The sequence below is a fragment of the Allobosea sp. WAO genome (assembly GCF_001509835.1).
GTDB lineage: Bacteria > Pseudomonadota > Alphaproteobacteria > Rhizobiales > Beijerinckiaceae > Allobosea.
This window is the reverse complement of record NZ_JXTJ01000008.1, coordinates 94,710-120,429: the sequence shown is the minus strand read 5'-3', so window position 1 is coordinate 120,429 and position 25,720 is coordinate 94,710. Positions and strand designations below refer to the sequence as shown.

Here is a 25,720-nt window from a genome sequence, read left to right as displayed (position 1 = left end):
AAGCGTCGGAGCGACCGAGCCGGCAGCCGCCGGCTTGGCAATCCCTGGCTCAGCCCTCCAGCGCCTCGGCCACATCCTCATAGGTGCGCAGGCCGGTACGCGGGGCATAGACCAACACAGCCATGTTGCCCGGCGCGTGCTCGTTCTTCCACATCTTGTGGTGGGCGAGCGGGATCTTGTCCCAGGGGAAGACCTCTGACATGCAGGGGTCGATCCGGCGGTCGAGCACGAACTGGTTGGCGGCGCTCGCCTGCTTGAGATGGGCGAAATGCGAGCCCTGCACGCGCTTCTGCCGCATCCAGACATAGCGGGCGTCGAAGGTGATGTTGAAGCCGGAGGTACCGGCGCAGAACACCACCATGCCGCCGCGCTTGGCGACGAGGCAGGAGACCGGGAAGGTCGCCTCGCCCGGGTGCTCGAAGACGATGTCGACGTCCTTCTTGCCGGTGATGTCCCAGATCGCCTTGCCGAACTTGCGGGCTTCCTTGGTCCACTCGGTATATTCGGGCGAATTGACCTTGGGCATCTGGCCCCAGCAATTGAAATCCTTGCGGTTGATCACGCCCTTGGCGCCGAGGCCCAGCACATAGTCGCGCTTGGTCTCATCGGAGATCACGCCGATCGCGTTGGCGCCCGAGGCGGCGCAGAGCTGCACGCCGAAGACGCCGAGACCGCCAGAAGCGCCCCAGATCAGCACATTGTCGCCCGGCTTGATGGTATGCGGGGCGTGGCCGAAGAGCATGCGATAAGCGGTGGCCAACGTCAGCGTGTAGCAGGCCGATTCCTCCCAGGAGAGGTGCTTCGGCTTCAGCATCAGCTGGCGCGACTGGACCCGGCAGAACTGGGCGAAGGAGCCGTCCGGCGTCTCGTAGCCCCAGATGCGCTGGGAGGAGGAGAACATCGGGTCGCCGCCATTGCACTCCTCGTCGTCGCCATCGTCCTGGTTGCAGTGGACGATGACCTCGTCGCCGACCGTCCAGCGCTTCACCTTGGAGCCGACGGCCCAGACGATGCCGGAGGCGTCGGAGCCGGCGATGTGAAGGGAGCCCTTGTGCACGTCGAAGGGCGAGATCGGCTGGCCGAGGCCGGCCCAGATGCCGTTGTAGTTGACGCCGCCGGCCATCACGAGGAGCAGCACCTCCTCTTCGCCGATCGACCAGGTCGGCACCACTTCGACCTGGAAACTATCCTGCGGCGGACCATGGCGCTCGCGCCGGATCGTCCAGGCGTACATGTTGGCCGGGACATGACCGAGCGGCGGCAGCTCGCCGAGCTCGTAGAGATCCTTCAGCGCGGGCTTCGCGACGGGTTGCGGCTTCGACATTCGCTTTCTCCCTTGTCGCCACGCCTGTTTTCGGTGGCGTTGCCGGCGATCATGACGCTCGATGCTGCATCGCGCCATACTCCTATGGAATTATTCCGCATTGCAACAAAAACGGTCGACATCGGCGCGATGCGGTCTGTGACGAGGTTTACGAGGCCATAGTCGATTGCGGTCGCGGCGTTATCGCGGCGGCGGAAAGCCGAAGGCGATCCGGACGAGGCCGGCCTGGCTGTTGACATCGGTTTTCGCGTAGACGGCTTTGAGCTGTGCCCGCACCGTCTCGAGCCCGATGCAGCTGCTCTCGGCGACCTGGATCGGCGTCAGCCCGGCGACGATGCCTTCCACCGTCCGCGTCTCGGCGCGCGTCAACCCGTAGCGGCGCGCCAGCCAGCCCATGTCCGGAGCCCCGGCGGGGCGCGCCTCCTCGACGATCAGCGTCGCGGCAAGCCCGGAAAAGTAGCCGGTGACGCCCTCGGTCTCCGCCTTGACCAGCGTCAACCTGTAGGCGCCGAAATGCGTGCTGTGGGACCGCGGACCGGCATAGCCGCGTGTCAGCATCTGTTTAAGCAGCGTTGCGGCCGCGTCATCCCGCAGCCGCAACGTCCCCATGGCCGTCAGCCCCACCACTGCTCCGGCCGAAAGCATGGCTTCAGCCCGCGGCGAAGCGGCCCGCACCACCATGCCCTCCCCGACCACGATGACGCCGACATCCGGCGACGCCAGCAGCGAACCGCCAAACTGCGCGAGCGCTCCGTCGAAACGGCCGGTGCGATAATAGCGGAAGGCCCGGGTCAGATGCGGCGTCAACCGCGTCAGGAGATCGGCGACCTGCTGGTTCGCGTCGGGGTCGACGCGCGCCGTCAGAGTACTCAGCAGGAACGAGCAGGCTTCCTCGCGCCAAAGCGTCACCCCGACACCGGCCTCGATGTCGCGGCGCTGCAGGAAGTCGGCGTAGTATTCGGTCCTGACAAATTCGTCGCGCGGAACGATGCGCTCCCCGATGATGCCGGTGCCGAGCGGTGTTCGCGCGACGTTGTGCATCCACGGGTTCAGGCCGACATAGTGGGCGGCATAGTCGCGCGCCGTGTCGGCATCGAGCCCGGCCGCCAGGGAGATGCCGCCTTCTCCCGATTTCTGATCATGGAAGAACAAGGTCGAGACGCCGCCCGGGATCAGGGCGTTCAGCCGGTCGAGAAAATCCTGCCACGATCTCTCGCCGAGCAGGGCGGCATAGATCAGATCAGTCAACTCCCGCTCGGCAGGCTCGATCAGCGTCTCGTTCAGCATTCCGCCTGGGCCAGCGTCCCGTCTCCATATCCGAGCCGCGGAAGTGCGGCTCCCGGAAATCTAACCGCATCCAGCAGGGATCGCCATACTTCTTGGCAAATCTGGCGCCACCTACAGTTTCAAGCGATTCTACAAAGACTTCCCTTCAGTCCGAACGCCGCGATGTTCTTCTTCCCCCGCAGGCGAAGCGATAGCCTGTAGTCGTGGAGGAGCCAGGAACGCCGCGCGTGCCGGCCGGGGGAGCAATGCTTGCCTCGTATCGAAGGCCCGGCGATACCGCGGCCATGGACATGATTCGAGAGCTTCACGGCACGAACGTGCTGATCTGCGCGGAAGACGGTCCGCAGCTCGCCAGCGAGCGCGACGCCAACGACTTCCTCGGCGCCGCCTGGGCGGCGGAAGCGACGATGGTGGCGATCCCCGTTGCGCGGCTCGATCCCGCCTTCTTCCAGCTCGCGACGCGGCTCGCCGGCGAGGTCGCCCAGAAGTTCGTCAACTACCGGATACGCCTGGCTGTTATAGGCGACATCTCGGTCCAGTGCGCCGGCAGCAAAGCGCTGCGCGACTTCGTCCGTGAGAGCGACCAGGGCCAGGCGCTCTGGTTCGTCAGGGACATCGCAGCGCTCGACGCCCGGCTCGCGGCCTGACGACTCAGGCCGCAGCGCGCGCCGCCAGCATGTAGTTGACGTCCATGTCGGCCGAGAGCGACCAGCGGTCGGCGAGCGGATTGTAGGCGACACCCTGGCGCGAGAACGGCGCGAAGCCGCCTGCGGCTATTGCCGTCTCGAGCTCGTCGGGCGTGACGAACTTCTCCCAGTCATGGGTGCCGCGCGGCAGCCAGCGCAGGATGTACTCGGCGCCGACGATGGCGAGGGCCCATGATTTCAGCGTGCGGTTCAAGGTCGCCATCACCAGGAGCCCGTCTGGCTTGGCGGCGGCGCAGCAGGCGGCAACGAAGGCCTCGACATCGGCGACATGCTCGACCACCTCCATGGCCAGCACGATGTCGAAGCGGCGGCCGGAGGCAACCACGGCCTCGATGGTCTCGTCGCGATAGTCGATCGCGAGCCCCGATTTCTCGGCATGGGCCCGGGCCACCGCGATGTTGCCGGTGGCAGGGTCGAGCCCCGTCACCTTGGCGCCGAGGCGCGCCAGCGGTTCCGAGAGAACGCCGCCGCCACAGCCGATATCGACGATATCGAGCCCGTCCAGAGCCCGCAGCGATTTCGGATCGCGGCCATAATGCTCGCAAGCGAGGTCGCGGACATAGGCGAGGCGCACCGGGTTGAACTTGTGCAGCACCGCCATCGGGCCCTTCGGGTCCCACCAGCTCTTCGCCATGGCGTCGAAACGGGAGACCTCCGCCGGATCGATCGTCGAGCCTTCGCGCGCCGCTGCGCTCATCGCCTTGTCTCCCCGTTTACGCCGGTCCCGCGCCGGCCGCATTGACACTTTCGGCGCTGGCCGTCATCTACACCGGCCCTTCGCCCGGCGCGAGGGGACGTTTCGTCCCGGCCCGCGCCGGGGCAGCCTCGAAAGCCTTTGGATGTCATGGCCCGTCTGGTGATGAAATTCGGCGGCACTTCCGTCGCCACCGTGGAGCGTATCAAGAACGCGGCCCGCCACGTCAAACGCGAGTTCGACGCGGGCCACGAGGTCGCCGTCGTGGTTTCGGCGATGTCCGGCAAGACCAATGAGCTGGTCGCCTGGGCCAAGGAAGCCTCGCCCTCCTACGACCCCGCCGAGTACGATGTCGTCGTCGCCTCCGGCGAGCAGGTGACGTCCGGCCTGATGGCGATTGCGCTGCAAGAAATGGGCATGCCGGCGCGCTCCTGGCAGGGCTGGCAGATTCCGCTCTACGGCTCGGATGCGCATGGCTCGGCAAGGATCGAGAGCGTCGACGGCGCCGGTATCCTCGCCGGCTTCGACCGCAATCGCGAGATCGCGGTCTGCTCCGGCTTCCAGGGCATCAACCCGCGCAGCCACCGCATCGTCACGCTCGGCCGCGGCGGTTCGGACACCAGCGCGGTCGCGCTCGCTGCCGGCCTCAAGGCCGATCGCTGCGACATCTACACCGATGTCGACGGCGTCTACACCACCGATCCGCGCGTCGTGCCCAAGGCCCGCCGCATGGACAAGGTCTCCTTCGAGGAGATGCTGGAAATGGCCTCGCTCGGCTCCAAGGTGCTGCAGGTGCGCTCTGTCGAGATCGCCATGGTCCAGCGCGTGCCGACCTATGTCCGCTCCTCCTTCGACGACCCAGACAATCCCAATCCAGGCACCCTCATCTGCGACGAGGACGATATCGTGGAACAGCAGATCGTCACCGGCATCGCGTTCTCGCGCGACGAAGCCCAGATCACGCTCCGGCGCGTGGCCGACAAGCCCGGCGTCGCCGCGGCAATCTTCGGCCCGCTCGCCGATGCCAACATCAATGTCGACATGATCATCCAGGTCGTTTCCGACGACCAGGCGACCACCGACATCACCTTCACCGTCCCGACCGGCGATTTCGAACGGGCCAAGGCGCTGCTCGAATCGAAGCACGAGACCATCGCCTACCAGTCGCTGCAGGGCGCGACGGAAGTGGTGAAGATCTCTGCGATCGGCGTCGGCATGCGCAGCCATGCCGGTGTCGCGGCGCGCGCTTTCCGGGCGCTCGCCGAGAAGGGCATCAACATCCGCGCGATCACCACCTCCGAGATCAAGTTCTCGGTGCTGATCGACGCCGCCTATACCGAGCTTGCGGTGCGCACGCTGCACTCGCTCTACGGGCTCGACGCCGCCTGAGCATCTGCCGAGGCGGGCTTCAATTCCCGCCTCGAGCATTGCCGTCTTCGCCTCCGCGAAGACGGCTCGCGAACTACCGCATGATCGTGTGGCTCTGCTCGCGCATGAACTGCGGCAGATACCAGGTGCCGAGCCCGCCCTTGGAACCGGTGCCGGAGCCCTTCCAACCGCAGAAGGTCTGGATGCCCGGCCACGCGCCGGTGGTCGCGCCGCTGGCGCGATTGGCATAGAGCACGCCGGCCTCCGCGGTTTCGAGGAACTGCTCGAGTTCGGCCGGCTCGGCCGTGTAGACGCCTGCGGTCAGGCCATAGGGCACGGCGTTGCCGCGCGCGATCGCGTCGCCGAGATCGCTGAAGGTCCGGACCGTCAGGAACGGCATGAAGAACTCGTCCTGGTGCAGGGCATGATCGTCCGGCAGGCCGGTGACGATCGCAGGCCGGACATAGGCACCGTGATCGTAGAGGCCGCCGGCAAGCCGCTCGCCGCCATGGACCTTGGCGCCGGCCGCTTTCGCCTGCGCCACCGAGTTCTCGAAACGCTCAAGCGCGAGATCGCTGATCAGCGGCCCCATGAAGCTTTCACGCTCGCAGGGATCGCCGACGACCAGTGCGTCTGCGGCGGCGGCGAGACGGTCGAGGAAGGGACCAGCCAGCGTCTCGTGCAGGAAGACGACCGAACCCGCGGAGCATTTCTGGCCCTGCAGGCCGAAAGCCGAGCGCAGCACGCCGGAGACGGCAGTATCGAGATCGGCGGAAGCGGCTACATAGGTCGGGTTCTTGCCGCCCATCTCGGCCAGTACCGGGCGCGCGTGCCGGCCGCCGCAGCCGAACTCGCGCAGCATACGCATGCCGACCGCATGCGAACCGGTGAAGGCGATGCCGTCGATGCCGGGATGCGCCGCAAGCGCCGCGCCGGTCTCGTTGCCACCGCATACGAGATTGAAGACGCCGCCGGGCAGGCCCGCCTCGACCAGGCAATCGGTCAGCAGCCGCCCGGTCAGGCCCGCCATCGGGCTTGGCTTGAACACGACCGTATTGCCAGCGAGGAGCGCGCAGATCGACATGCCAGCTGAGAGCGCGACCGGGAAGTTGAACGGCGCGATCACGGCGAAGACGCCGTAGGGCCGCAGCACGTCAAAGGTCTCCTCGCGCGGATTGGCTCGCGCCAGATCGCGCCGGAAACCGTCATTCGCCTCCATCTCGCCGGCGTAGAAGCGAATCAGATCGATCGCCTCCTCGACCTCGCCGAGCGCCTCCATGCGCGACTTGCCGACTTCGAGCAGGCAGGCTGCAGCAACTTCGAACTTGCGAGCTTCCAACAGGTCTGCGGCAGCGCGCGCCAGCGCGACGCGACCGGGCCAACCGACAGCGCGCCAGCCGCGCTGAGCCGCCCTGGCGGCTGCGACAGCACTATCCACCTCTCGTGGCGAGGCGGCGAAGAACGTCCCGAGGCTGAGCCTGCGGTCGATCGGGCACGGCGCGTCATAGGCGGTGCCTTCCGTGCTGTCGCGCCCGCCGACATGGTTCGGCCGTTCGAGGCCCAGTTGCCGCTCGCGGACTTCGGCGATGACCTTGCCGAAATGCGCGTGAACGCCGGAGAAATCCTCGGCGATGTTGGAGTAGGTCACGCGCGGCAAGGCGGCAACGTCGTTCATTCTCGTCCTCCCAAGACAATACACGCCAAGACAAAGCACCCTGCCCTGTGACGCCGGGCAGGTCGCAAACGATAACCGTTCATGTGGCACCCCGGCATGCGGCGCGCGCCTGCGGGCAATGCCGGAGGCTGCGGATTGGGCAAGCTCAGTTCCAGAATGGCTTCGCCGCCGCGAATTCCCGCCAGCGCTTCAGGAGCTTGCGGCTGGCGTCAAGCTCATGCCGGCGCTGCCAGCCAAGGACCGCACCGGCCGCGAAGTCCGGCTCCGGCCGGGCCTCGCCGCGCCGCAGCTCGGCAAGCAAGGGCTGCGTCGTCGCGACGTCGTTGGCCGCGCCAAGCACCTCCTGCAGCTTCTCCAGGCGGGCGAGATATTTGCGTGCGGCCGGCTGCTCAGCATAGAGCGGCAGGAAGAACTCGATGGTATAGCGCAGCTTCTTCAGCGACAGCCTGAGTTCATGGCGCGCTTCCGGCGCGAGCTTGGCGAAATGCCGGCCGCGCCGCAGCGCCTTGCGATGGCTGCGCGCCAGCACCCTGCCGGCAAAGACGCCGACCGGCTCGGCCAGCACCGTCAACGCCTCGCTGGCGATGCCGTTGCGCCAGCCGCGCCGCTCGATCAAGGCGCCGAAAGCCAGCAGGAAGCGGTTGATCCGGCGACTGGCGAGCGCAGCGTGGACCGCGGCATAGCTTTCCGCCTGCATCGGCTTCGCCGCCTCCTGCAGGCTCGAAAGGTCGATGCCGGTCAGCCCTTCGGCGGTGATGTCCGGCAGCGTCTGCGTGATGAAGACGTCCCAGTTGCGGGCCGGGCCGAGCACATGGGCAAGGCGCTTGGCCTCCGCCGCGATCGGCTCCAGGGTCGGCGGCGCCAGTTCGCGCCCGAACAGCGAGAAGGCGGTGCGCAGGCGGCGCAGCGAGACCCGCATCTGGTGAACGGCCTCGGGCGAACCACCGGCAGCGGCCGGGCCGAGATTGGCGATGAGATGGCGATAGCCATTGCCGAGAATCGTCACGATGGCGGCATCGACATTGTCGCCCGCCGCGAGCGCGACAGGTTTTGCCTTCTGCGCCTGCAATGGCAGGTCAAAGGCAAGCCGGCAGCCCCGCGCCGCCTTGCTCGCGGTCTCGACCCGCAAGGGAGCGATGTCGAGCAGCGCGTGCCCGAACTCATAGAGCGCCGCCGCCTCCCCCGCCTTCAACTCCAGTTCGACTTCGCAGAGCGGCAGGCGCCGGTCGGCAATCTCGATCGCTCCATCATCGAGGGCGAGCTCGATCTCGGCGCCGCCGAAATCGAGCTTCTGCACCCGCCGGCGGACCTTGGTGGCGAAGGCCGGAGCGAGCGAAGCGGCCGGCAGGGAGGCGAGCGGCTCGCCGATTTCCGCGAGCGGCAACAGGCCGAGGTCGAGTTTCTCGTCCGGCAGATTCACTTCCCATTCGTCACGCGCCAGCGGGTCACCCGACTTGTTGGCGCGCTTCACGGTCTGGACATGGCGCCGGCCGCTGCGCCGTACCCGCAGGGAAAGGCCGTTTCGATCGAGCAGGCGGTCCGGCGTGTCGTAATAGACCGCCTCGAGCCGGCGCACGACGCCGCGATTGCGGGCGTGCCGTGCGATCAACTCGGCCTCGCGCAGGGTCGCCAGCGCTTCGGCCGAGCCGGCGAGCTTGAGTTCCACTTCGCGCGGCGCAGCCTTCGCCGGCGACGAAACATCGTCCGACTGCGGCTCCTTCGCGTCGGGGTTCGGGTTGGCTTCCAAATCGGCTCCTTTTGCGAGACCGCGGGTCAGCGCCCGGCGAAAGACTAGCCTCGCCGGGCGCGAACTGTCACCCCGTCCTTCCGGACAGGCCCCAGAGGCGGCATGTCGCAGCGTCAGAGCGCCTGCCGGATCGCAGCCTCGATGGGCGAGTAGGCGCCGTCCTCCCGATCGAGGCTCAACGGCTCGCGCGGCAGCAAGGGCGGCTGCGCCAGGAAGCGCGGCCTCGTACCGCGATGCGGTTGCGCGGAATGCACCAGGAAGGGATGGCAGAGATAGACCGTGCCGGCCTGTCCCGTCGCCAACACTTCCTCGCGACCGGCACTGCCGGCGAAGCCGTCGGCGGCGAGTCCGCGCAGCGACAAGCCGGCCTCGCCCGCCGGCGCGAGCTGACGGGCGATGTCATGGTGCGAGCCCGCCCGGATACGCGTCGGCGCGTCCTCCTCCCCGACGTCCGAGAACAGCAAGAGCATCAGCAGCGCCCTGCCCTTCGAGGCGAGATTGACGCGCCAGTTCATGAAATCCGGATCGTCGAAGCCGAAGCTGACATCGACATGCCAGCCGGCATCCCCCGGATCCTCCGGCGAAGGGAAGCGTACCGGGAAGGTGCCCATGGCACGGCAGGGCAGCCAGCGCCCGGCGCCGACGAGCTGGTCGAAGGCGCCATGCAGGCGCGGGGTGTTCGCCGCCGCGACGAAGGGCGCGTCGACATACATGCCGAGCCGAACGACCGGCTTCGTCCAGCTCGCAGGATCGCAGGGATCGCAGCCGAGATCGCGCCAGAGAATGGCGCGCGCCTCGTCGGCAAGCTCTGACGGGAAGGCGTTATCGATGCGGATGAAGCCGCGTTCGATGAAATGGGCGATCTGCGCGTCGTGGAGGACGCGTGCACCAGTTTCAGGGTGAGCCATTGATTGACGTCTTTCGATATCGGCCAGCCAAGACGCCCGCCGCGCGGGCAGGCTGGCAAAGGACCTTCGGACGCAAGGTGCGTCCGTTTGCGGTACCGAAGCGCCTTTGGCGCCGCAGGCCCGCACGAAGGTCAGGCGAGATCGAAGACTGCGAACATCATCATGGTGCGGGCAGTATCGCAGCCGCGCCTTGCGCGATCAACCCACGCCCGGCCCCCTGAGCCGAAAGGCGCACTGGCCAAGCCGGCTTCAGGCCTGCCAGATAGGCCAAGACCAGCGGACCCGCCTCGCCCGACATGCGCATCGCCGTTCTCTCGGACATCCACGCGAACCGCGAGGCACTGGAGGCGGTGCTGGAGACGGTGGGCCAGCTGCGGCCCGATCGGCTCGTGTTGCTCGGCGACATCGTCGGCTACGGTCCCGATCCCGGCTTTGCCGTCGATATGGCGATCCGGCTCGTCGCTGCGGGCGCGCTCTGCATCCTCGGCAACCATGACGAGGCCGCCGTGCACGGCCCCATCGGCATGACGCCGCATGCCCGTGAAGCAGCCCTGTGGACGCGCGCGCAGCTTTCGCCGGAGCAGCGCGGCTTCCTGGCGGCGCTGCCGTTCTCAGTGACGATCGACGACACGCTCTTCGTCCATGCGAGCGCGCGGACGCCGGCTGACTGGCCCTATGTCACGGACGCTCATGCCGCCGGGCAGTGCCTCGCGGCCAGCGAAGCTTCCCTGACCGTCTGCGGGCATACCCATATCCCGGCGCTGTTCTACGCCAGGCCGGGCCGTGAGCCGGTGAAGTTCACGCCGCGCCGCAACCTAGCCGCGCCGCTCTCGGCGCTGCGGCGGCACGTGCTGGTGGTCGGCGCGGTCGGCCAGCCGCGCGATGGCGACCCCGCCGCCTGTTTCGCCTTGCTCGACACCGATCTCGCCGAGGTGACGATGGTTCGCGTGCCCTATGACATGCAGGCGACGGCCCGCAAGATCGCTGCGGCCGGACTGCCGGAATGGCTCGGCATGCGCCTGCTGATCGGCCGCTGAGGGAGGAACCGGATGGAGAAGCCGCAGGCCGGCACGGTGATCGACGGCTTCACGCTGACGGAAAAGCTGAAGACCGGCGGCATGGCGACAGTCTGGCGCGCCAGCCACCCGGACGAGACGGCGCCGCTGGTACTGAAGATTCCATTCTTCCACCCGGGCGACGACGTCTCGGCGATCCTCGGCTACGAGGCCGAAGCGCTGATCCATCGCCGGCTCTCCGGCCCGCATGTGCCGCGCTTCGTCGCCGCCGGCGATCTCGCCCGCACGCCCTATATCGCGATGGAGTTCGTCGCCGGCACGAGCCTGGCGGAGACGATGCGCCGTGCGCCGCTACCGGCTGCCGAAATCGCGCGCATTGGCGAGGCGATCGCCGTCGCCCTCGCCGATCTGCACCGGCAGGGCGTGGTGCATCTCGATCTCAAGCCCGAGAACGTGATGATGGTCGGGAACCGGGCGGTGCTGCTCGATTTCGGGCTGGCGCATCATGCCGAGCTGCCGGACCTGCTCGGCGCCGAGAGCACCATGCCGATGGGCACCGCCGCCTATATCGCGCCCGAGCAGGTGCTGGGCGACCGCTCCGACCCGGCGAGCGACCTTTTCGCGCTCGGTTGCCTGCTCTACCAGATGGCCTGCGGCGAGGAGCCCTTCGGCCGGCCGCAGACCGTCGCCGGGATGAAGCGCCGGCTTTATCATCAGCCGAAGCCGCTCAGGGCCGTCAATCCGGAAGCGCCCGCCTGGCTCGAGGAGATCGTGCGGCGCTGCCTCGAGGTCGATCGCGGCCGGCGCTATGCCGATGCCAGCAAGCTCGCCTTCGACCTGCGCCATCCCGAACAGGTCACGGTTGCGCGCCGGCGGCGCGACAAGCCGCACGGGCTCTGGCAACGCCTCGTCGCCCTGTTCCAGAAGCGCGACGAGCAGGAGATCACCGGCGCGCCGACGCAGGCGCGGCGCAAGGCCGGTCCATCGATCATCCTGACGGCAGTCGACCTCTCGGAGGGCGAAGAGCCGCTGGCCGGCGCGATCCTGGCCGAGACCAGCCGACTGCTGGCGGCACGCGAGGATTCCTGGCTCGCCTGCATCACCGTGCTGCGCACCGAGATCATCGGCGAGACCAGGACCGTCGATGACGAAGGCCGCTCGCTCTACATCAAGCGGCTGGTGGCGCTGAAGGACTGGGCAAGGCCGCTGCACCTGCCGGAGGAACGCGTCAGCTATCACGTCATAGAAGCCGTCAGCGCCGCCGATGCGATCCTGCGCCATGCCGAGCGCAACGACATCGACCATATCGTCGTCGGTGCCCGCTCCTCCTCGGCGGTGCGTCGCCATCTCGGCAGCGTGTCGACCAAGGTCGTCGCCGAGGCGCTGTGCTCGGTCTCGGTGGTGCGGCTCAAGACCGGAGAGCTGGACTGAGCGAGCTTGCGCGTTGACCTTCCCCAGCGCCCCCCCGAATATGCCCGCCATGTCAGCCGGCCCTGCCTCCGCTCCCCCCGAATTCGATCCCTCCCGGCTCGACGCCTTCCTGCGCTCCGCCCTGCCCGGCCGCGTCGCCGGCAGACTGACGCTGGAGCGGATCAGCGGCGGCCAGTCGAACCCGACCTTCTTCGTCTCCTATCCGGAGGCCGGCACGCGTCTCGTCCTGCGCAAGAAGCCGCCGGGGCCGCTCCTGCCCTCGGCCCATGCGGTCGAGCGCGAATACCGCATCCTGAAGGCGCTCGCGGGCTCCGCCGTGCCGGTACCACCGGTATTACTGCTGCACGAGGGCGACGATGTCGTCGGCACGCCGTTCTATTTGATGGAGCGGCTGGAGGGGCGCGTCTTCCACGAGACCGCCCTCCCCGGCATAGCCCCGGCGGATCGCCGGGCGATGTATTTCGCCATGGCAGACACGCTGGCCGCGCTGCACGGCTTCGACTGGCAGGGCGCCGGCCTCGCCGATTTCGGCAAGCCAGGGAACTACTATGCCCGCCAACTCGCGCGCTGGGGCCGGCAATGGCGGGAAACCAAGACGCAGGACATCCCGGCGATCGACCGCGCCATCGACTGGCTCGGTGCCCATCTCGACGAGACGCCCGACACCACCATCGTCCATGGCGATTTCCGGATGGGCAATCTGATGTTCGCGCCCGCGGAGCCGAAGGTCGTCGCCGTGCTCGACTGGGAGCTCTCGACGCTCGGCCACCCGCTCTCCGACGTCGCCTTCTCCTGCCTGCCTTGGCATTCGACGCCCGACATGTATGCCGGCATCGTCGGGCTCGACCGGGACGCGCTCGGCATCCCCTCGCAGGACGAGTACATAGCCCGCTATTGCGCCGCCGCAGGCCGGACGCAGGGGCCGGGGCGCTTCCACATCGCCTTCTCGCTGTTCCGCTTCGCCGTCATCCTCGACGGCATCGCGGCGCGGGCGAAGTCGGGCAATGCCGCGGCCGAGAACGCCGTCGCGGTCGGCGCGATGGCGGAGAGTTTTGCGCAGCGTGCCGTGGGCGTGATCGAGAGCAATGACGTCTAAGTGCGCTTCTGTTGTCATTCCCGGGGGACCGCAGGGAGACCCGGGATCCGTACCGGACTACGTCCGATAGAGGCTCAGGCATGGATCCCGGATCGGCGCCGCAGCGCGGCTTGTCCGGGACGACTGCGTTAGGGTGGGAGAAGAGTGATGGATTTCGCTTATTCGGCCAGGGTCGAAGAGCTGCGCGCGAAGCTGCAGGACTTCATGGATACCCATATCCAGCCGGCCGACGTCGCCTGGAAGCATGAGGTCGAGGCAGGGCGCTATCCCACGGCCCTGATCGACGCACTCAAGCAGAAGGCCAGGGCTGCGGGGCTCTGGAACCTGTTCCTGCCGGCGCTCAAGCCGGACGAGCCGGGCACGCGGCTGACCAATCTCGAATACGCGCCGCTCGCCGAGATCATGGGCCGGATCTTCTGGTCCTCGGAGGTGTTCAACTGCAACGCCCCCGACACCGGGAACATGGAAATCCTGCACATGTTCGCGACGCCGGAGCAGCGCGAACGCTGGCTGATGCCGATGCTCAATGGCGAGATCCGCTCCTGCGTCGGGATCACCGAGCCGGGCGTCGCCTCTTCGGACCCGACCAATCTCCAGACCACGATCATTCGCGACGGCGACGACTACGTCATCAACGGCCGCAAATGGTGGACGACCGGCGCGCTGCATCCGAAGGCGAAGTTCTGCATCGTCATGGGGCTCTCCGATCCGCGACCGGAGGCCGATCCGCACAAGCGCCACAGCATGATCATCGTGCCGATGGACGCTCCCGGCCTCACGGTGATGCGCAACCTGCCGCTGCTGAACCATTATTCGATCGAGGGTCATACCGAGACCGATTTCACGAATGTCCGCGTGCCCGCCGCGAACCTGCTCGGCGAGGAAGGCGCAGGCTTCGCCCTCGCCCAGGCGCGGCTCGGGCCGGGACGCATCCACCATTGCATGCGCACGATCGGCCAATGCGAGGTGGCGCTCGAGCTGATGGTCGAGCGCGCGCTTGAGCGAAAGGCGTTCGGCCGCAACCTCTCCGACTATGCCAATGTCCAGGACTGGATCGCGGAAGGCCGGATGGAGATCGACCAGGCTCGGCTGCTTTGCCTGCGCGCCGCCTGGATGATGGACAAGTACGGCAACAAGGCTGCGCGCACCGAGGTCTCGGCGATCAAGGTCGTGGCGGCGCGTCTGCAGACCAAACTCGCCGATCGGGCGATGCAGGTCTTCGGCGCGGGCGGGCTCTCCAACGACACCCCGCTCGCCTTCATCTACAGCTGGGGCCGGGCGCTGCGCTTCATCGACGGGCCTGACGAGGTGCATCTGCGCACCGTGGCGCGGGCCGAGATCAAGAAGCGCAAAGAAAGCAACCGCAGCACCTTCGCCGAACAGGGCGTGCTGCGTCCGCATGCGAAGACTGGCTGAACGACACCCGCGTGAACTGACGGTGTCATCCCGGGCGGCCGAAGGCGACCCGGGATGCCCCTGCTGAAGGCCCCAAGGCCGCTCAGCGGCTGAAGATGCCGTGGAAGCGGCCGAGGAAGCTGCGCAGGCGCTCGCTCTCCGGATTGTCGAAGACCTCGGAGGGCTTGCCCTCCTGCGCAACCCGGCCCTGGTCGAGGAACAGGACGTGGTGCGAGACCTCGCGGACGAAGAGCATTTCGTGGCTGACCAGCAGCATGGTCATGCCGGATTCGGCGAGCGCCTGCATCACGCCGAGCACCTCTGCGACAAGCTCCGGATCGAGCGCCGAGGTCACCTCGTCGAAGAGCAGGAGGCGCGGCTGCATGGCGACGGCGCGGGCGATCGCGACACGCTGCTGCTGGCCGCCCGAGAGCTGGTAGGGATAGTGATCACGGCGCTCCGCGAGGCCGACGCGGCCGAGCCAGTGCTCGGCGATCTCCTTGGCCTCCGCGGCACTTTTGCCCTGCACCTTGGTCAGGCCGAGCATGACGTTCTGGCCGGCGGTCAGGTGCGGGAACAGGTTGAACTGCTGGAAGACCATGCCGATACGGGCGCGCTGTGCGGAAATCTTCGTCTCACTCAGACGCTTGCGAGTGCCGCCCACCATCCGGTAGCCGATCGGGTCGCCATCGAGCAGGATCTCGCCGCCATCGTGCTCCTCGAGCAGGTTGACGCAGCGCAGGAAGGTCGTCTTGCCGGAGCCGGAGGCACCGATCAGCGATACCACCTGCCCCTGCCTGACGGTGAGGTCGATTCCCTTCAGCACCTCGATCTCGCCGAAATGCTTGCGGACATTGGTGGCCTGGAGCAGGGCTGGCTCGGTCATCGGCAGTCGCATCCCGTTCGGTTCATTCCACGAGCTTCGGAGCTGGCATCGCGCGACGCCATGCTCAGTAGCGCAGATAGGAGGTCTTGCGTTCCAGCAGCGCGCCGAGCTGCGCCAGCGTGAAGTTGATGATCAGGTAGAGAACCACCGTCAGCATGTAGAACTCGACGATCATGTAGTTGCGGGCCATCTGCTGCTGGGCCGAGAGCAGCAATTCGACCACGCCGATGATTGAGAGCAGTGTCGTACCCTTGACGATCTCGAGCCCGGTATTGACCCAGGGCGGCAGCATGCGCCGGAAGGCCTGCGGCAGGATCACGTAGTACAGGCGCTTGCCGAAGCTCAGGCCGATGGCCTTGGCGGCTTCCATCTGCCCGGCGGGCACGGATTCGACCGCGCCGCGGAAATTCTCGGCGACATGGGCGGTGGCGAAGGCACCGAGCGCGATCACCCCGGCCCAGAAGGCGGCGACGTTCACGCCGAACAGAGCGAGCCCGTAATAGGTGAACAGGATCAGCACGAGCACCGGGATACCGCGCATCAGGTCGACATAGAGTCTGGCCAGCAGCTTCAGCCACCACCAGCCATAGGACAGCGCGACGCCCATCAGGATGCCGCAGAAGGTCGCCATCACGATGCTCAGCGCCGAGCTCAGCAAGGTGACACCGAGCCCGGAGAGCAGCGAGGCACGGGCCTGCCAGGCCTCGAACCAGAAGGTGCCGGGAGCCATCGAGAAATCCATCGAAGGCTCCCTAGATCACGATGATTTTGGATCGAGTCGATCCAAAATCATAAAACGTGATCGATTCTAAGAGTTTAGAGCAGGATTGCTGCAAAAAACCGGTTTCCACTTTTTCGCATCCTGCTCTAGCGGATCGAGGCGTAGCGGCGCTCGACCTGGCGCAGCACGATGGCGATGAGATAGGCAGTGGCGAGGTAGAGCGCGCTCGCAGTCAGCCAGACCTCCATGACCCGGAAGGTGTTGGCGTTGATCTGCCTTGCGATAAAGGTCAGCTCCGGCACCGCGATCGCCGCCGCGAGCGAAGTGTCCTTGAACAGCGAGATCAGGTTATTGCTGACCGCCGGCAGGGTGATCCGGAACATCACCGGCAGCACCACATAGGCCTGGCGCTGCCAGGGCCGCAGGCCGATCGCCTTGGCCGCCTCGACATATTGCTTGGGGATCGAGGAGAGGCCGGCCCGGAAGACCTCGGACATGTAGGCGCCGGCATAGAGCGAGAGCGAGAGCACGAAGCTCTCGGTCTTGTCGAGGAAGTTGATGTCGAATTCCGGCAGACCGAAATACAGGAAGAAGATCAGCAGCAGCAGCGGCGTGCAGCGGATGAACTCGACATAGGCCCAGACCGGCCCCGAAAGCCATTTCTTGCCGGAAAGCCGGGCATAGGCCGTCAGGATGCCGATGATGCAGCCGATCGCCAGCGAGATCACCGCCAGCCAGAGACCGAGCAGGAGCGCGTCGATCAGCTTGTCCCAGTTCCGCGCGATGACGGACCAGTCGAAATGGTAGTCAATCATGGCTGTCGCGAAGGTCCCGTAAGCGGCGGGCCGGGTGTCCGGCCCGCCATCGCCACGTTGCGATCAGGCGAATGCGGGATCAGGCGAATTCCTGCGGGAAGCCGACCTTCGGGATCGGCAGGTCGATGCCGAACCATTTCTTGTAGGAGGCGGCGAAATAGTCGAAATCGACGCCCATCATCGCCTCCTTGTAGACCGTGTTGACCCAGTTCAGCCAGATCGGGTCACCGGGCTTCACGGCCGAGGCGTAGGAGTTTGGCATCCAGCCGAAGCCGGAATCGACGAAGCGGCCGGGCGCCTGCTGCATCAGCCAGCGCATCGCCGACTGGTCCTGCATCGAGGCGTCGATACGGCGCGCGTTGAGCGCCTGCATTGCCGCGTCCGGGCTGTCGAAGGCATCGACCTTGGCCTGCGGCAGCGCCTTGCGGATCCACTCCTCGAGGAAGACGTTCTGCATGCCGCCGACGGTGACGTCCTTGCCGGCCGCCTTCAGTTCTTCGTAGTTCTTGAACTTGCCGCCCCGCGCCAGCATCAGCAGGCCGACGCCTTCGCGGTAATAGGGGATGGTGAACTCGACCTGCTGGGCCCGGCCCGGCGTCACCGTCATCCACTGCACGACGATGTCGACCTTGTCGGTGACGAGGCTGGGGATGCGGGCATCCGAGCCCTGCAGCACGAACTCGACCTTCTCGTAGTCGTCGAACAGGCCCTTCGCCAGAAGTTTGGCGAGGTCGATATCCATGCCGACGAGCTTGCCGCTGGCATCCTGGAAGTGCCAGGGCGGATTGGTGCTGCCCGTGCCGACGATCAGCTTGCCGCGTTCCTTGACGATATGGAGTTTGCTCTTCGCCGCCGTCTGGGCCTGGGCCGAAGCCGGGGTCAGGAGCCCGGTCGCCGCCGCGCCGATCGCAGCGCCGGCGAGGCCGAGGCCGAACAGGCTGCGTCGCTCCAAGGTCAGGGCCGCCTCGTCTTTCTGGGGAGTGGCGCCGTCCAAAGTTCCGTCGTCATGAATGCCCATCACGAACTCCCCTCTTTTGATCCACGTTCCCTGCAGACTCCGGCCCGCAGCATCATGAACGTGGCAAGAAAAATGCCAGCTGCAAAGCCGGATAATTCACTCTGCCTCTAGGGAAATCAGGAGCCACCTTCAGACGGCTTTCAGGGCAGCCTCGCAAAGCCCGGCGACCGCAGCTATGTCGGCGGGATCCTCGACCTTGTGGGTCCGCACCGGCATCTCCTGATAGGCCTTGCCGTCCTTGAAGCCGTGTCCGGTCACCATGCAGACGACGCGCGAGCCGGGTGGTAGCTCGCCATCCGAGAGCAGGCGCGGCAGCGCCGCGATCGGGCTCGCGCCGGTCGGCTCGGCATAGATGCCTTCGCTGCGGGCGAGCAGCCGCATCGCCGCGCGCAATTCCTCGTCACCCACCGCGATCGCCCGGCCGCCGCTCTCGCGGACCAGTTTCAGCGTATAGGCTCCATCGCGCTCATAGCCGATCAGCGGGTCGCTGATCCCCGAGGCGATGGTCTGCGGCATGCCCCAGGCGGTCACCTCCTCGGCGCCGGCCTCGAAGGCCTGCACAATCGGCGCGCAGCCCTCTGCCTGCACGGCGATCAGCCGGGTCGTGGCGCCGGCATCGACCATCCCCTGCCAGACGCCCTTGACCAGCGGGCCGCTGCCGGTCGGCACCAGTACATGGCTCGGCGCGCCGCCGAGCTGCACGACGAGTTCGGTGCCGACGGCAGTCAGGCCGGCGACGGCATAGGGGTTGATGAAGGTGGTGGTGAGGTTGGCAAAGCCGTGGCGCTCGGCGAGAGCCAGCGCGAGATCGTAGGACTTGCTGTAATGCCCCTCGACCAAGAGCAGGATCGCGCCATAGGCGGCGATCTGCGTCACCTTGCCCAGTGGGGTATTGGCCGGCACTATGATGACCGCCGGAATGCCGGCGCGGGCGGCATAGGCGGCGGTCGCGGCCCCGGCATTGCCCGAGGAGGCGCAGACGACCTTGCGGATGCCGAGCGATAACGCCCGGCCCATGGCGCTGGCGACGAGGCGATCCTTGAACGAGCCGGACGGGTTGCGGGTCTCGTCCTTCAGCCAGATCTCACCGGAGAAACCTGGAAGCGCCGCCTCGATCCGGCGGGCCCGCAGCAGCGGCGTGGTGCTCTCGCCGAGCGAGACGCGCAGCGTATCGTCGTCGCCGACCGTCTCCAGGATGCCGCCGCAGGCCTTGCAGCGATACATCAGCACCGGCGGGTAGGTCTCGCCGCAATCGACGCAACGCAGTTCCATCGCGAGCACTCCTTAGGCTGCCGGCCGGCCGCCCTGCCCCGGCAAGGCCGCCACGGCCTCAGCCTAGACTGAAAACGAAAGCCGTGACTGCCCCCGTCTCCCATGGGGCACCCCTGCGTCGTCCGGGCCCCGCCGCGCGATATCCGACGCCGCCGGCACCGAGACCCCGGCGGCCCAGAGCTAGAACGTCAGCTCGAAGCGCCCCCTGAGCGACTGATCCTGAGCCGTCGCGCCATAGGCTCCGGCATAGAGCAGGCCCAGCGAAGCGCTGCTGCTCAGACGCCAGTCCAGGCTGAATTCGGAGACCAGGCTGTTGCGGTCGAGCGGGGCGGCTGTCGACAGGAACTGTGCCGATGCCGGCGCCTGGAAGGCCAGGCGGGCCGACGGGTTGAGATCGCCATAAGCCAGCCGCCATCCCAGCATCGCGCGAACGATGATCGGCGTGTCGGAGAACGCGTAATCGCCGCGCAGGCCCAGGGTCGTGGTCCCGATGACATAGTCGCGCGCGGCGCCGTTCAGGGAGGCCGCACCGCCCTGCTCGGCGAAATTGTCGGTGTGGACCCTGATCGCCGCGCCGTTCACGAAGGGCTCGAGCGCCACAGCCCCGAGCCGGAACCGGTAGCCCAGCTCCGCGAAGGCCTGCGCGGTCGATGCGTCGTAATTCGCCGTCGACGCGCTGCTGAACGAGCGGAACAGCACGGTCCGCGAGGTCTTGACGGTCTGCTGCCCATAGGAGACGCCGGCACGCAAATTCACCGGCCCCAGCGAAGTCGCGCCGTAAAGTGCGGCGAAGCCACCGTCGATCGTGCCGGAAGACAGCCGGCTCGCCGTGTCGAAGCGGCTATGCGCGTAGCCGGCGGCGACGCCGACGCGCCAACGGGAATCGAAACTGGCATCGGCACCGAGCACGAACCCGGCGTCGGAACGGTTCACGGCGGCGGCATTGGCGTCGCGGTCGGTACGGCCCCACCCGCCGAACCCCTGCCCCCAGAGCCCGAAGACCCGAGGGTCGAGGTCTCCCCCGTCCGCCGGGCCGGCGGCGGCATTCCCCTCCTGCGGTTGGCCACCGCGCAGACGCCCCATCACCGCGTCGCGCACGCTCGCCGACTGCGTATAGAGCGTGCTCACGGCGTTGGCGTGCACTTCGCCGGCGAGCAGGTTGAAGGCGCCGCGCGCCTGATCGGCGGTACCGCCGATCAATGCCGCCAGCACGGGGCCGGATATCGACATCCCCTCCAGCGCGCCGGCGACGGCAGCCTGGTTGCGGGTGATGGCGACATCGCTCAGCAGGACGTCGTTGCGCCTGAGGGTGAGGAGGACGTTGTTCGCGCCATAGCTGAGCGTCGGCGTCAGGAAGGCGAGATTGGTCGAGACCGACCCGAACTGGCCCGAAACACCGCCGGCTGCGGTCAGGATCGTATAGTTCGTCCGCAGCTCGTAATTGCCCTGCTCGGCGAGAACCTGAACGCTGCCGTTGCCGAGGCTCGCCGTGCCCGTGGTGACGATCCGATCGGATTGCCCGGCGGCATTCGTCTCGACCAGGTAGGTCGACCCCGGCCCGAAGACGATGTTGCCGGAGGTGTTGAGCTGGCCGATCGAGTTGCCGGGCGAGACCACGCCGCCCTGCAGCACGATGCCGCCGACAGTTCCGTTGCCGCCGAGGACACCGCCCGTCTCCACGGTCACGAGCGAGTTGTTCAACGAGCCGTTCACGGCGAGGCGGCCGCCATTGACCGTCGTCGGCCCCGAGAAGCTGTTCGCGCCCGTCAGGTTCAGCGAGCCGGAACCCGTCTTCACAAACGCGCCGGTACCGGTGATGGCCCCAGAAAAGACCGTGTCGCCGGACTGATCGACCGTGAGCGAAGCCCCTTCCAGCGCAAGCGTGCCGCCACTGCCGACGAGCGCGGCGACCTTCTGGTCGCGGCTGAGCGAGAGCGTGCCGCCATCCAGGCTGAGCGCCGACTGGGGAGACAGCAGGCCGGTCACCGAAAGCCTGCCCGCCTGGACGCTGGTCAGCCCGGTAAAGAGGTTCTCGCCGCCAAGGGTCAGCGTGCCGGGCCCTCGCTTGATGAGCGCGCCGTTGCCGGACAGGGCTCCGGAATAGGTGTAATCGCCGGGCTGCTCGAAGAGCAAGGTTCCGGCGATCAGCGCATCGCCCCTGAGATCGCCGGCGCGCGCGCCGTCGCCGACCTGCAGCGCCGCGCCTCGTCCGATCGACACGTTGGAGGTCAGCTGGCCGGTCAGCAGGAGCATGCCGCCATTGACGAGTGTCGGACCGGTATAGGTGTTCTTGCCCGAAACGATCCAGGTTCCGGTCCCGGTCTTCTCGACGCCGCCCGCTCCGGAAATCACCCCGGACCAGATGCTGCGGGCATTGGCCGGGTCGCTCGAATCGTTGTTGCCGCCGACCGTGAGCAGGCCGCCCTTTCCGATCGTGACGGAGCCGCTGCCGCCGAGGAGGCCGACCCGGCTTTTTTCATCGCCCCCCAGCGTGAGCGACTGCTTGACGCCACCCGGCCCGAGATAGCGGTTCTGGACCAGCCCGGTGACCGCGATCGTCTGGAGTCCGGCCTGGTAGGCCCGCTGGGCCGCGGTGTGGACATTCTCGTCCAGGTAGCTCGGTGGCAGCGCCGCTCGTTGCTCGGCCCAGCTGCGGGCACCCTCCGGCAGGAGCTGGGCGATGATCGTCGATCCGTCGCCAGAGAGGCGGGCATCGACGATCTTGTAGCCCTTGGTGTCGACGCCCTGCTTGCCGAGCGTCTCGCTTAGCGGGCGCGTGCCGAAGATTTCGTCCCACGCCCAGGATTCGCCGGCGGCCTGCGGCTCGTTCAGGCCGATGCCGACGAGCGATATCTGCCCGTAGTCCGCCATCGTCCATCGGACACTGTTGCCGACGATCGCCGAGCCGTCCGCATTGGAACTGGTCGGCAACGCCGTGCCCTTCCCCTGGCCGATGAACCGGCCAACTTCGACGCCGGCGGACCCGTCGCTGAAGGCACGAAAGCCGCGACGCGCGCTCACATCTCCGACGGGGACCGGCGCGAAGGTTCCAAAGACGACGTTGCCGTCGAGGCTGACGCCGGTTGCCATCACAGCGCCGGACCGGACCGTTCCCTCCGGCAGGGTCACATTGGGGGCAAATGCGACACCGGCCGCCTGCCCCCGAATCAGCTGGGTCCCGATATTGTTGGACGAGAACGAAAATCCGTTGGAATTCAGCTTCGTGCCGGAGTTGACCGTGACGCTGACCTCTCCGTCCCGGCTCGCGTGGATTTCGTCGAAGAAGTTCATCTGGAACGAATTTACGACACGCCCGTCTCTCACCCAGGCCGTGTTGATGTTGCCGGACGGCAGGAGCGCGGTCGACTGCAGCGTCGTCTTGCCGTCCTGCAGCATGAGCCCGCTCGCTCGATGGCCGGGCGCAAGCGGGGCAATGCTCGCGAGAGACTGGATATCCCGTCCGTCCCTCCAGATGAAGTTCGCCTGCGGCACGGGCGGCGTGGCGAAGGCCGAGATGATCGACCCGTCGGCCGAGATGCCGGCGATCGAGACGAGGGCATTGGTGTGGGGTCCGAGCGGCAGCGAAGTCAGGCCGCCGGACGGTGTCCACAGGCTGAACTTGTCCCACGCCCAGCTGCCCGTCGAGCCGCTTGCATGGCTGAAGGTGAAGGCGGTCGCACCGTTCTCGGCGATCCTGGTGCCCGCAACGAAATACCCGGCGGGCGTGGAAATCCGATAGGTCTCGGCGGCCTGCGCAGCCGAAATCAGGGCGGCGACGCTGACGCTCGCAGCGAAGCTAGCTCTCATCACACTCATATCGTCCCCAGCCCAGGCATAGTCACAGCTATCGGCCGCCTCTTTTCCCGAACGACCGAAAGATACGAAGCTTCTACACGCGAATAACCGCAATCTGCACTATTTCGACGAACGTCCAGCGGCCTAGACGAATCTTCCGGACCTCCCCCTGTCCGGAAAAGCCATCAAACCCCGACCAGATCGCCAGATAGACTCCGACCGTCCACGCAACGACTCGCCCGACGCAAACTTAATCAATGTCCCTACGGCGTATCCATGCCGATAACGCCGCGAGCCCTACACCCTTTTCCAGCCTTCCTTTGGTAAGGCAAGAGGATCGTAGAATTTTAATCGGTTATTCACTTAACGCCGACAGGGGGCGCCGCAGCACACTTCAGCGCAAGGGCTGCGGGGCCCTGCAAAGATACGCCGCCGGATAAGGAAGCGGGCCAATCCAATCGACCGATCGCCGGCGCTCAGTCGGCTGCGACAGGCGGCCCTGCAAGCTGGACCGCGACCGTGCCGAACCAACGCGTCTCGACCTCGAAGCGCAAGGGTAGCGGAAACGCGCCGCCCTCGCGCAGCGCGATCAGGACCGAGCCCTTGAGCGGCCGCATCGCCGCCTCGCGATCATCCTCATGCCGGAAACCGGCGATCGTCCGCACGGTGAAGCCGCAATTCAGCGCGCGGCCATTCAAGGGCCCCTGGTCAGCCAGTTGCACCTTGGCCGAGGAGGTCATGACTGCGACCGAGCGGCGGCGCCCGTCATAGATCGCCGTCGAGCCGTCGCAGGCTTCGGTTTCCGCCACCTTCTTCAGCATCCCCGCGACGCCGGAGAGCGAGTCGACCGTGCCGCGGATCAGTTCGGGCGGGACGGCCTCGCGGTCCTCGTTCGACGGCTCCTGGCGCCGGATCGTCGGCAAGCCGCGCTGATAGAGCAGTTCGCTGACATAGGTCCGGCCGCGCCATGAGCCGTTCGCGGTGTAGAGCCGTGGCTCGGGACCGTTGCGGCCCCAGCGGCCTTCCACCCTGCCGGATTGCTCGGAAGCCCCGACGAGCTGGGCCGCCCGGGAGGGCCGCGAGCGGATCTCGATGCGATAGCCGCTGCGGTCCAGCATCGCCTTCATCTCGATCTCGCCGAGCGAAACCCCGCCCAGCACCGTGACATCGTAGCGAAGGCGCATCTCGCGCGCCAAGGCAGCCGAGGGCGCGGCGCAAGCGAACGCGCCGGCAATCAGGACGCCTGCCGCGAAGACCCCGGAATGGGCCCCTCTCGATGCGATGCCGGTCAAGGGCCTGCCCTCCCGCCGCACTCAGGCATCATCGCCGTCGCCGAGCAGGAGGCACGCGGTCCCTCGGCGTCGTCGCTGTCGAAGTCGCGCCCGAGCATCCGCATCATCCCGCACAGGACCGGCTGGTCCCCTTCCCTCCGCGTAATCGGCCAATGTTACAGGGCCATGGCCGAGGCGATGCGCCGTTGTAGCGCGGACGAAGAGACCACCGCCATGCACGAAGGCGCGACGGGGCGCGGCGCTCCCGGAGTCGGGGCACGGCCAGGTACGCCACTGAATCGGGGCGGCCCCATCAATCGTGCCGGGTGCCGCTGAGCAGGTCGCGCCTGCCTAGAACGATCAAAAGAGCGTGAAGTACCGGTTCGACGTACGATTTCACTACCCGCGCACTCCCGTCGAACGCAGGGTATTAGCGGTGCGTTCACGAGGGTTTTTTATTTTTGAGCTGCAAGTATCGCACGTCGCAACAAGCAAGCCGGAGGAGACACTATGCGCATAAAGCTCATCGCCGCTGTCGTCCTTGCTAGCGGTATCGCCAGTTCAGCCTATTCGGCTGATCTTCCAGTCCGACAGGCGCCTCCCGTGTATGTGCCCGTTTTCACATGGACGGGCTTCTACGTGGGTGTGAACGCAGGTGTTGGGTGGGCCAATTCCCGCAACGTGATCGTCACCGGGCCTACGGCTGCCTCGTCCGGCATTGTGTCAGGCGGCGGCGGCGATGGGTCCTTCGTCGGCGGAGGGCAGATCGGCTATAACTGGCAATCCGGCGCGATCGTATATGGTCTGGAGACGGACATTCAGTACGTCGATATCGGCGGTCGCGTTGCCTGGGGCCCTTACGACTGGTGGCGCGGCAGGGGAGAGGATGACGGCGGCTATCTTGGAACCGTTCGCGCTCGCCTCGGCTACGCGTTCGACCGCACGCTGATCTATATTACGGGCGGCCTGGCCTATGGCGGCCTGAACAGCAACCCGCTGACGGGCAACAACACGAGCAATGTGGGTTGGACGATCGGCGGCGGCGTCGAATACGCCTTTACCAACAACTGGTCGGTCAAACTCGAAGGTCTCTACCTCGATACGAGCGAGGGCAGGAAGTCGAGGTTCTTCGTCAACGCGCCAGGCGGGGCGCTTCCGGCCGGTACCTATACCGCGACGACGGATAACAGCAGCGGAGCCGGCCTCGTCCGGGTAGGCATCAACTACAAGTGGTGAGCTGAAAGATAAAAACAGCCCGGCCGGCGGCCGGGCTGCTTTCACGCGTCCTGCAGCC

The 25,720-nt window shown here is 66.9% G+C and carries 20 protein-coding genes; 7 read left to right on the top strand and 13 right to left on the bottom strand.

Translation table 11 applies throughout. From position 1 onward, the window contains the following. Positions 1-49 precede the first annotated feature (49 nt). Positions 50-1,324 carry a crotonyl-CoA carboxylase/reductase gene (gene ccrA, locus DK26_RS15490; RefSeq protein ID WP_066474229.1) on the bottom strand — a complete coding sequence of 425 codons (1,275 nt, stop codon included), beginning with the start codon at positions 1,322-1,324 and terminating at the stop codon, positions 50-52. A gap of 180 nt (positions 1,325-1,504) precedes the next feature. Further along, positions 1,505-2,611, bottom strand: coding sequence for a hypothetical protein (locus tag DK26_RS15485; protein ID WP_066474225.1), 1,107 nt, complete (start codon positions 2,609-2,611; stop codon positions 1,505-1,507). Between the two features lie 284 nt (positions 2,612-2,895). Between DK26_RS15485 and DK26_RS15480 the strand changes: the two genes are divergently transcribed. Beyond that, on the top strand, positions 2,896-3,258 hold the full coding sequence (locus tag DK26_RS15480) for a DUF4180 domain-containing protein (protein WP_066474222.1): 363 nt from the start codon (positions 2,896-2,898) through the stop codon (positions 3,256-3,258). A 4-nt stretch (positions 3,259-3,262) separates the two neighbouring features. Here the strand turns inward: DK26_RS15480 and ubiG are convergent, their stop codons facing one another. Beyond that, the gene (gene ubiG, locus DK26_RS15475; protein ID WP_066474219.1) at positions 3,263-4,015 is read right to left on the bottom strand and encodes a bifunctional 2-polyprenyl-6-hydroxyphenol methylase/3-demethylubiquinol 3-O-methyltransferase UbiG; all 753 of its coding nucleotides are present in this window, start codon (positions 4,013-4,015) and stop codon (positions 3,263-3,265) included. Between the two features lie 147 nt (positions 4,016-4,162). Here ubiG and DK26_RS15470 point away from each other — a divergent pair, with 147 nt between their 5' ends. After that, positions 4,163-5,401 carry an aspartate kinase gene (locus DK26_RS15470; protein ID WP_066474216.1) on the top strand — a complete coding sequence of 413 codons (1,239 nt, stop codon included), beginning with the start codon at positions 4,163-4,165 and terminating at the stop codon, positions 5,399-5,401. Positions 5,402-5,474: 73 nt separating this feature from the next. On the opposite strand, the gene DK26_RS15465 is transcribed toward DK26_RS15470, so the two are convergent. From DK26_RS15465 to DK26_RS15455, 3 genes are all read right to left on the bottom strand, one after another. Beyond that, complete coding sequence (locus tag DK26_RS15465; RefSeq protein WP_066474214.1) at positions 5,475-7,055, bottom strand: aldehyde dehydrogenase family protein; 1,581 nt, start codon at positions 7,053-7,055, stop codon at positions 5,475-5,477. A 145-nt stretch (positions 7,056-7,200) separates the two neighbouring features. Next, positions 7,201-8,802: a CYTH and CHAD domain-containing protein gene (locus DK26_RS15460; protein ID WP_066474211.1), complete on the bottom strand. Its 1,602-nt coding sequence runs from the start codon at positions 8,800-8,802 to the stop codon at positions 7,201-7,203. A 113-nt stretch (positions 8,803-8,915) separates the two neighbouring features. Beyond that, positions 8,916-9,710: a phytanoyl-CoA dioxygenase family protein gene (locus tag DK26_RS15455; protein WP_066474209.1), complete on the bottom strand. Its 795-nt coding sequence runs from the start codon at positions 9,708-9,710 to the stop codon at positions 8,916-8,918. A 296-nt stretch (positions 9,711-10,006) separates the two neighbouring features. Between DK26_RS15455 and DK26_RS15450 the strand changes: the two genes are divergently transcribed. The 4 genes from DK26_RS15450 to DK26_RS15435 all read left to right on the top strand — a co-directional run bounded on the left by DK26_RS15450 (position 10,007) and on the right by DK26_RS15435 (position 14,669). Continuing rightward, on the top strand, positions 10,007-10,747 hold the full coding sequence (locus DK26_RS15450) for a metallophosphoesterase family protein (RefSeq protein WP_066474207.1): 741 nt from the start codon (positions 10,007-10,009) through the stop codon (positions 10,745-10,747). Between the two features lie 12 nt (positions 10,748-10,759). Then, positions 10,760-12,157, top strand: a complete 1,398-nt coding sequence (locus DK26_RS15445; RefSeq protein WP_066474205.1) for a bifunctional serine/threonine-protein kinase/universal stress protein — start codon at positions 10,760-10,762, stop codon at positions 12,155-12,157. A 49-nt stretch (positions 12,158-12,206) separates the two neighbouring features. Further along, a complete protein-coding gene (locus DK26_RS15440; RefSeq protein WP_066474203.1) occupies positions 12,207-13,253 on the top strand; it encodes a phosphotransferase family protein in 1,047 nt (348 codons plus the stop codon). A gap of 147 nt (positions 13,254-13,400) precedes the next feature. Continuing rightward, a complete protein-coding gene (locus DK26_RS15435; RefSeq protein WP_066474200.1) occupies positions 13,401-14,669 on the top strand; it encodes an acyl-CoA dehydrogenase family protein in 1,269 nt (422 codons plus the stop codon). 82 nt (positions 14,670-14,751) lie between these two features. Here the strand turns inward: DK26_RS15435 and DK26_RS15430 are convergent, their stop codons facing one another. From DK26_RS15430 to DK26_RS15400, 7 genes are all read right to left on the bottom strand, one after another. Further along, a complete protein-coding gene (locus tag DK26_RS15430) occupies positions 14,752-15,534 on the bottom strand; it encodes an amino acid ABC transporter ATP-binding protein (RefSeq protein WP_066475521.1) in 783 nt (260 codons plus the stop codon). A 64-nt stretch (positions 15,535-15,598) separates the two neighbouring features. Then, positions 15,599-16,276, bottom strand: a complete 678-nt coding sequence (locus DK26_RS15425; protein WP_066474197.1) for an amino acid ABC transporter permease — start codon at positions 16,274-16,276, stop codon at positions 15,599-15,601. Between the two features lie 125 nt (positions 16,277-16,401). After that, a complete protein-coding gene (locus tag DK26_RS15420) occupies positions 16,402-17,067 on the bottom strand; it encodes an amino acid ABC transporter permease (protein WP_066475520.1) in 666 nt (221 codons plus the stop codon). 82 nt (positions 17,068-17,149) lie between these two features. Further along, entirely contained in the window at positions 17,150-18,088 is a 939-nt protein-coding gene (locus DK26_RS15415) for a transporter substrate-binding domain-containing protein (RefSeq protein WP_157089678.1), read from the bottom strand. 129 nt (positions 18,089-18,217) lie between these two features. Next, positions 18,218-19,360: a pyridoxal-phosphate dependent enzyme gene (locus DK26_RS15410; protein WP_066474195.1), complete on the bottom strand. Its 1,143-nt coding sequence runs from the start codon at positions 19,358-19,360 to the stop codon at positions 18,218-18,220. 180 nt (positions 19,361-19,540) lie between these two features. Then, positions 19,541-23,167 (bottom strand): autotransporter domain-containing protein, encoded by a 3,627-nt coding sequence (locus tag DK26_RS15405; protein WP_066474187.1) that lies wholly within the window; start codon positions 23,165-23,167, stop codon positions 19,541-19,543. Positions 23,168-23,631: 464 nt separating this feature from the next. Then, entirely contained in the window at positions 23,632-24,468 is an 837-nt protein-coding gene (locus DK26_RS15400) for a DUF3108 domain-containing protein (protein ID WP_282568040.1), read from the bottom strand. Between the two features lie 468 nt (positions 24,469-24,936). Between DK26_RS15400 and DK26_RS15395 the strand changes: the two genes are divergently transcribed. Next, positions 24,937-25,662 carry an outer membrane protein gene (locus tag DK26_RS15395; RefSeq protein ID WP_083533255.1) on the top strand — a complete coding sequence of 242 codons (726 nt, stop codon included), beginning with the start codon at positions 24,937-24,939 and terminating at the stop codon, positions 25,660-25,662. The last annotated feature ends 58 nt before the right edge of the window (positions 25,663-25,720 follow it).

Bases quoted from the DNA above. Each gene is read 5' to 3' on its own strand.
- DK26_RS15430 (WP_066475521.1), bottom strand. From the start codon at position 15,534: ATGACCGAGCCAGCCCTGCTCCAGGCCACCAATGTCCGCAAGCATTTC.
- DK26_RS15425 (WP_066474197.1), bottom strand. From the start codon at position 16,276: ATGGATTTCTCGATGGCTCCCGGCACCTTCTGGTTCGAGGCCTGGCAG.
- DK26_RS15395 (WP_083533255.1), top strand. From the start codon at position 24,937: ATGCGCATAAAGCTCATCGCCGCTGTCGTCCTTGCTAGCGGTATCGCC.
- DK26_RS15435 (WP_066474200.1), top strand. From the start codon at position 13,401: ATGGATTTCGCTTATTCGGCCAGGGTCGAAGAGCTGCGCGCGAAGCTG.
- DK26_RS15440 (WP_066474203.1), top strand. From the start codon at position 12,207: ATGTCAGCCGGCCCTGCCTCCGCTCCCCCCGAATTCGATCCCTCCCGG.
- DK26_RS15465 (WP_066474214.1), bottom strand. From the start codon at position 7,055: ATGAACGACGTTGCCGCCTTGCCGCGCGTGACCTACTCCAACATCGCC.
- DK26_RS15450 (WP_066474207.1), top strand. From the start codon at position 10,007: ATGCGCATCGCCGTTCTCTCGGACATCCACGCGAACCGCGAGGCACTG.
- DK26_RS15455 (WP_066474209.1), bottom strand. From the start codon at position 9,710: ATGGCTCACCCTGAAACTGGTGCACGCGTCCTCCACGACGCGCAGATC.
- ccrA (WP_066474229.1), bottom strand. From the start codon at position 1,324: ATGTCGAAGCCGCAACCCGTCGCGAAGCCCGCGCTGAAGGATCTCTAC.
- ubiG (WP_066474219.1), bottom strand. From the start codon at position 4,015: ATGAGCGCAGCGGCGCGCGAAGGCTCGACGATCGATCCGGCGGAGGTC.
- DK26_RS15485 (WP_066474225.1), bottom strand. From the start codon at position 2,611: ATGCTGAACGAGACGCTGATCGAGCCTGCCGAGCGGGAGTTGACTGAT.
- DK26_RS15470 (WP_066474216.1), top strand. From the start codon at position 4,163: ATGGCCCGTCTGGTGATGAAATTCGGCGGCACTTCCGTCGCCACCGTG.
- DK26_RS15405 (WP_066474187.1), bottom strand. From the start codon at position 23,167: ATGAGAGCTAGCTTCGCTGCGAGCGTCAGCGTCGCCGCCCTGATTTCG.
- DK26_RS15445 (WP_066474205.1), top strand. From the start codon at position 10,760: ATGGAGAAGCCGCAGGCCGGCACGGTGATCGACGGCTTCACGCTGACG.
- DK26_RS15415 (WP_157089678.1), bottom strand. From the start codon at position 18,088: ATGGGCATTCATGACGACGGAACTTTGGACGGCGCCACTCCCCAGAAA.
- DK26_RS15410 (WP_066474195.1), bottom strand. From the start codon at position 19,360: ATGGAACTGCGTTGCGTCGATTGCGGCGAGACCTACCCGCCGGTGCTG.
- DK26_RS15480 (WP_066474222.1), top strand. From the start codon at position 2,896: ATGGACATGATTCGAGAGCTTCACGGCACGAACGTGCTGATCTGCGCG.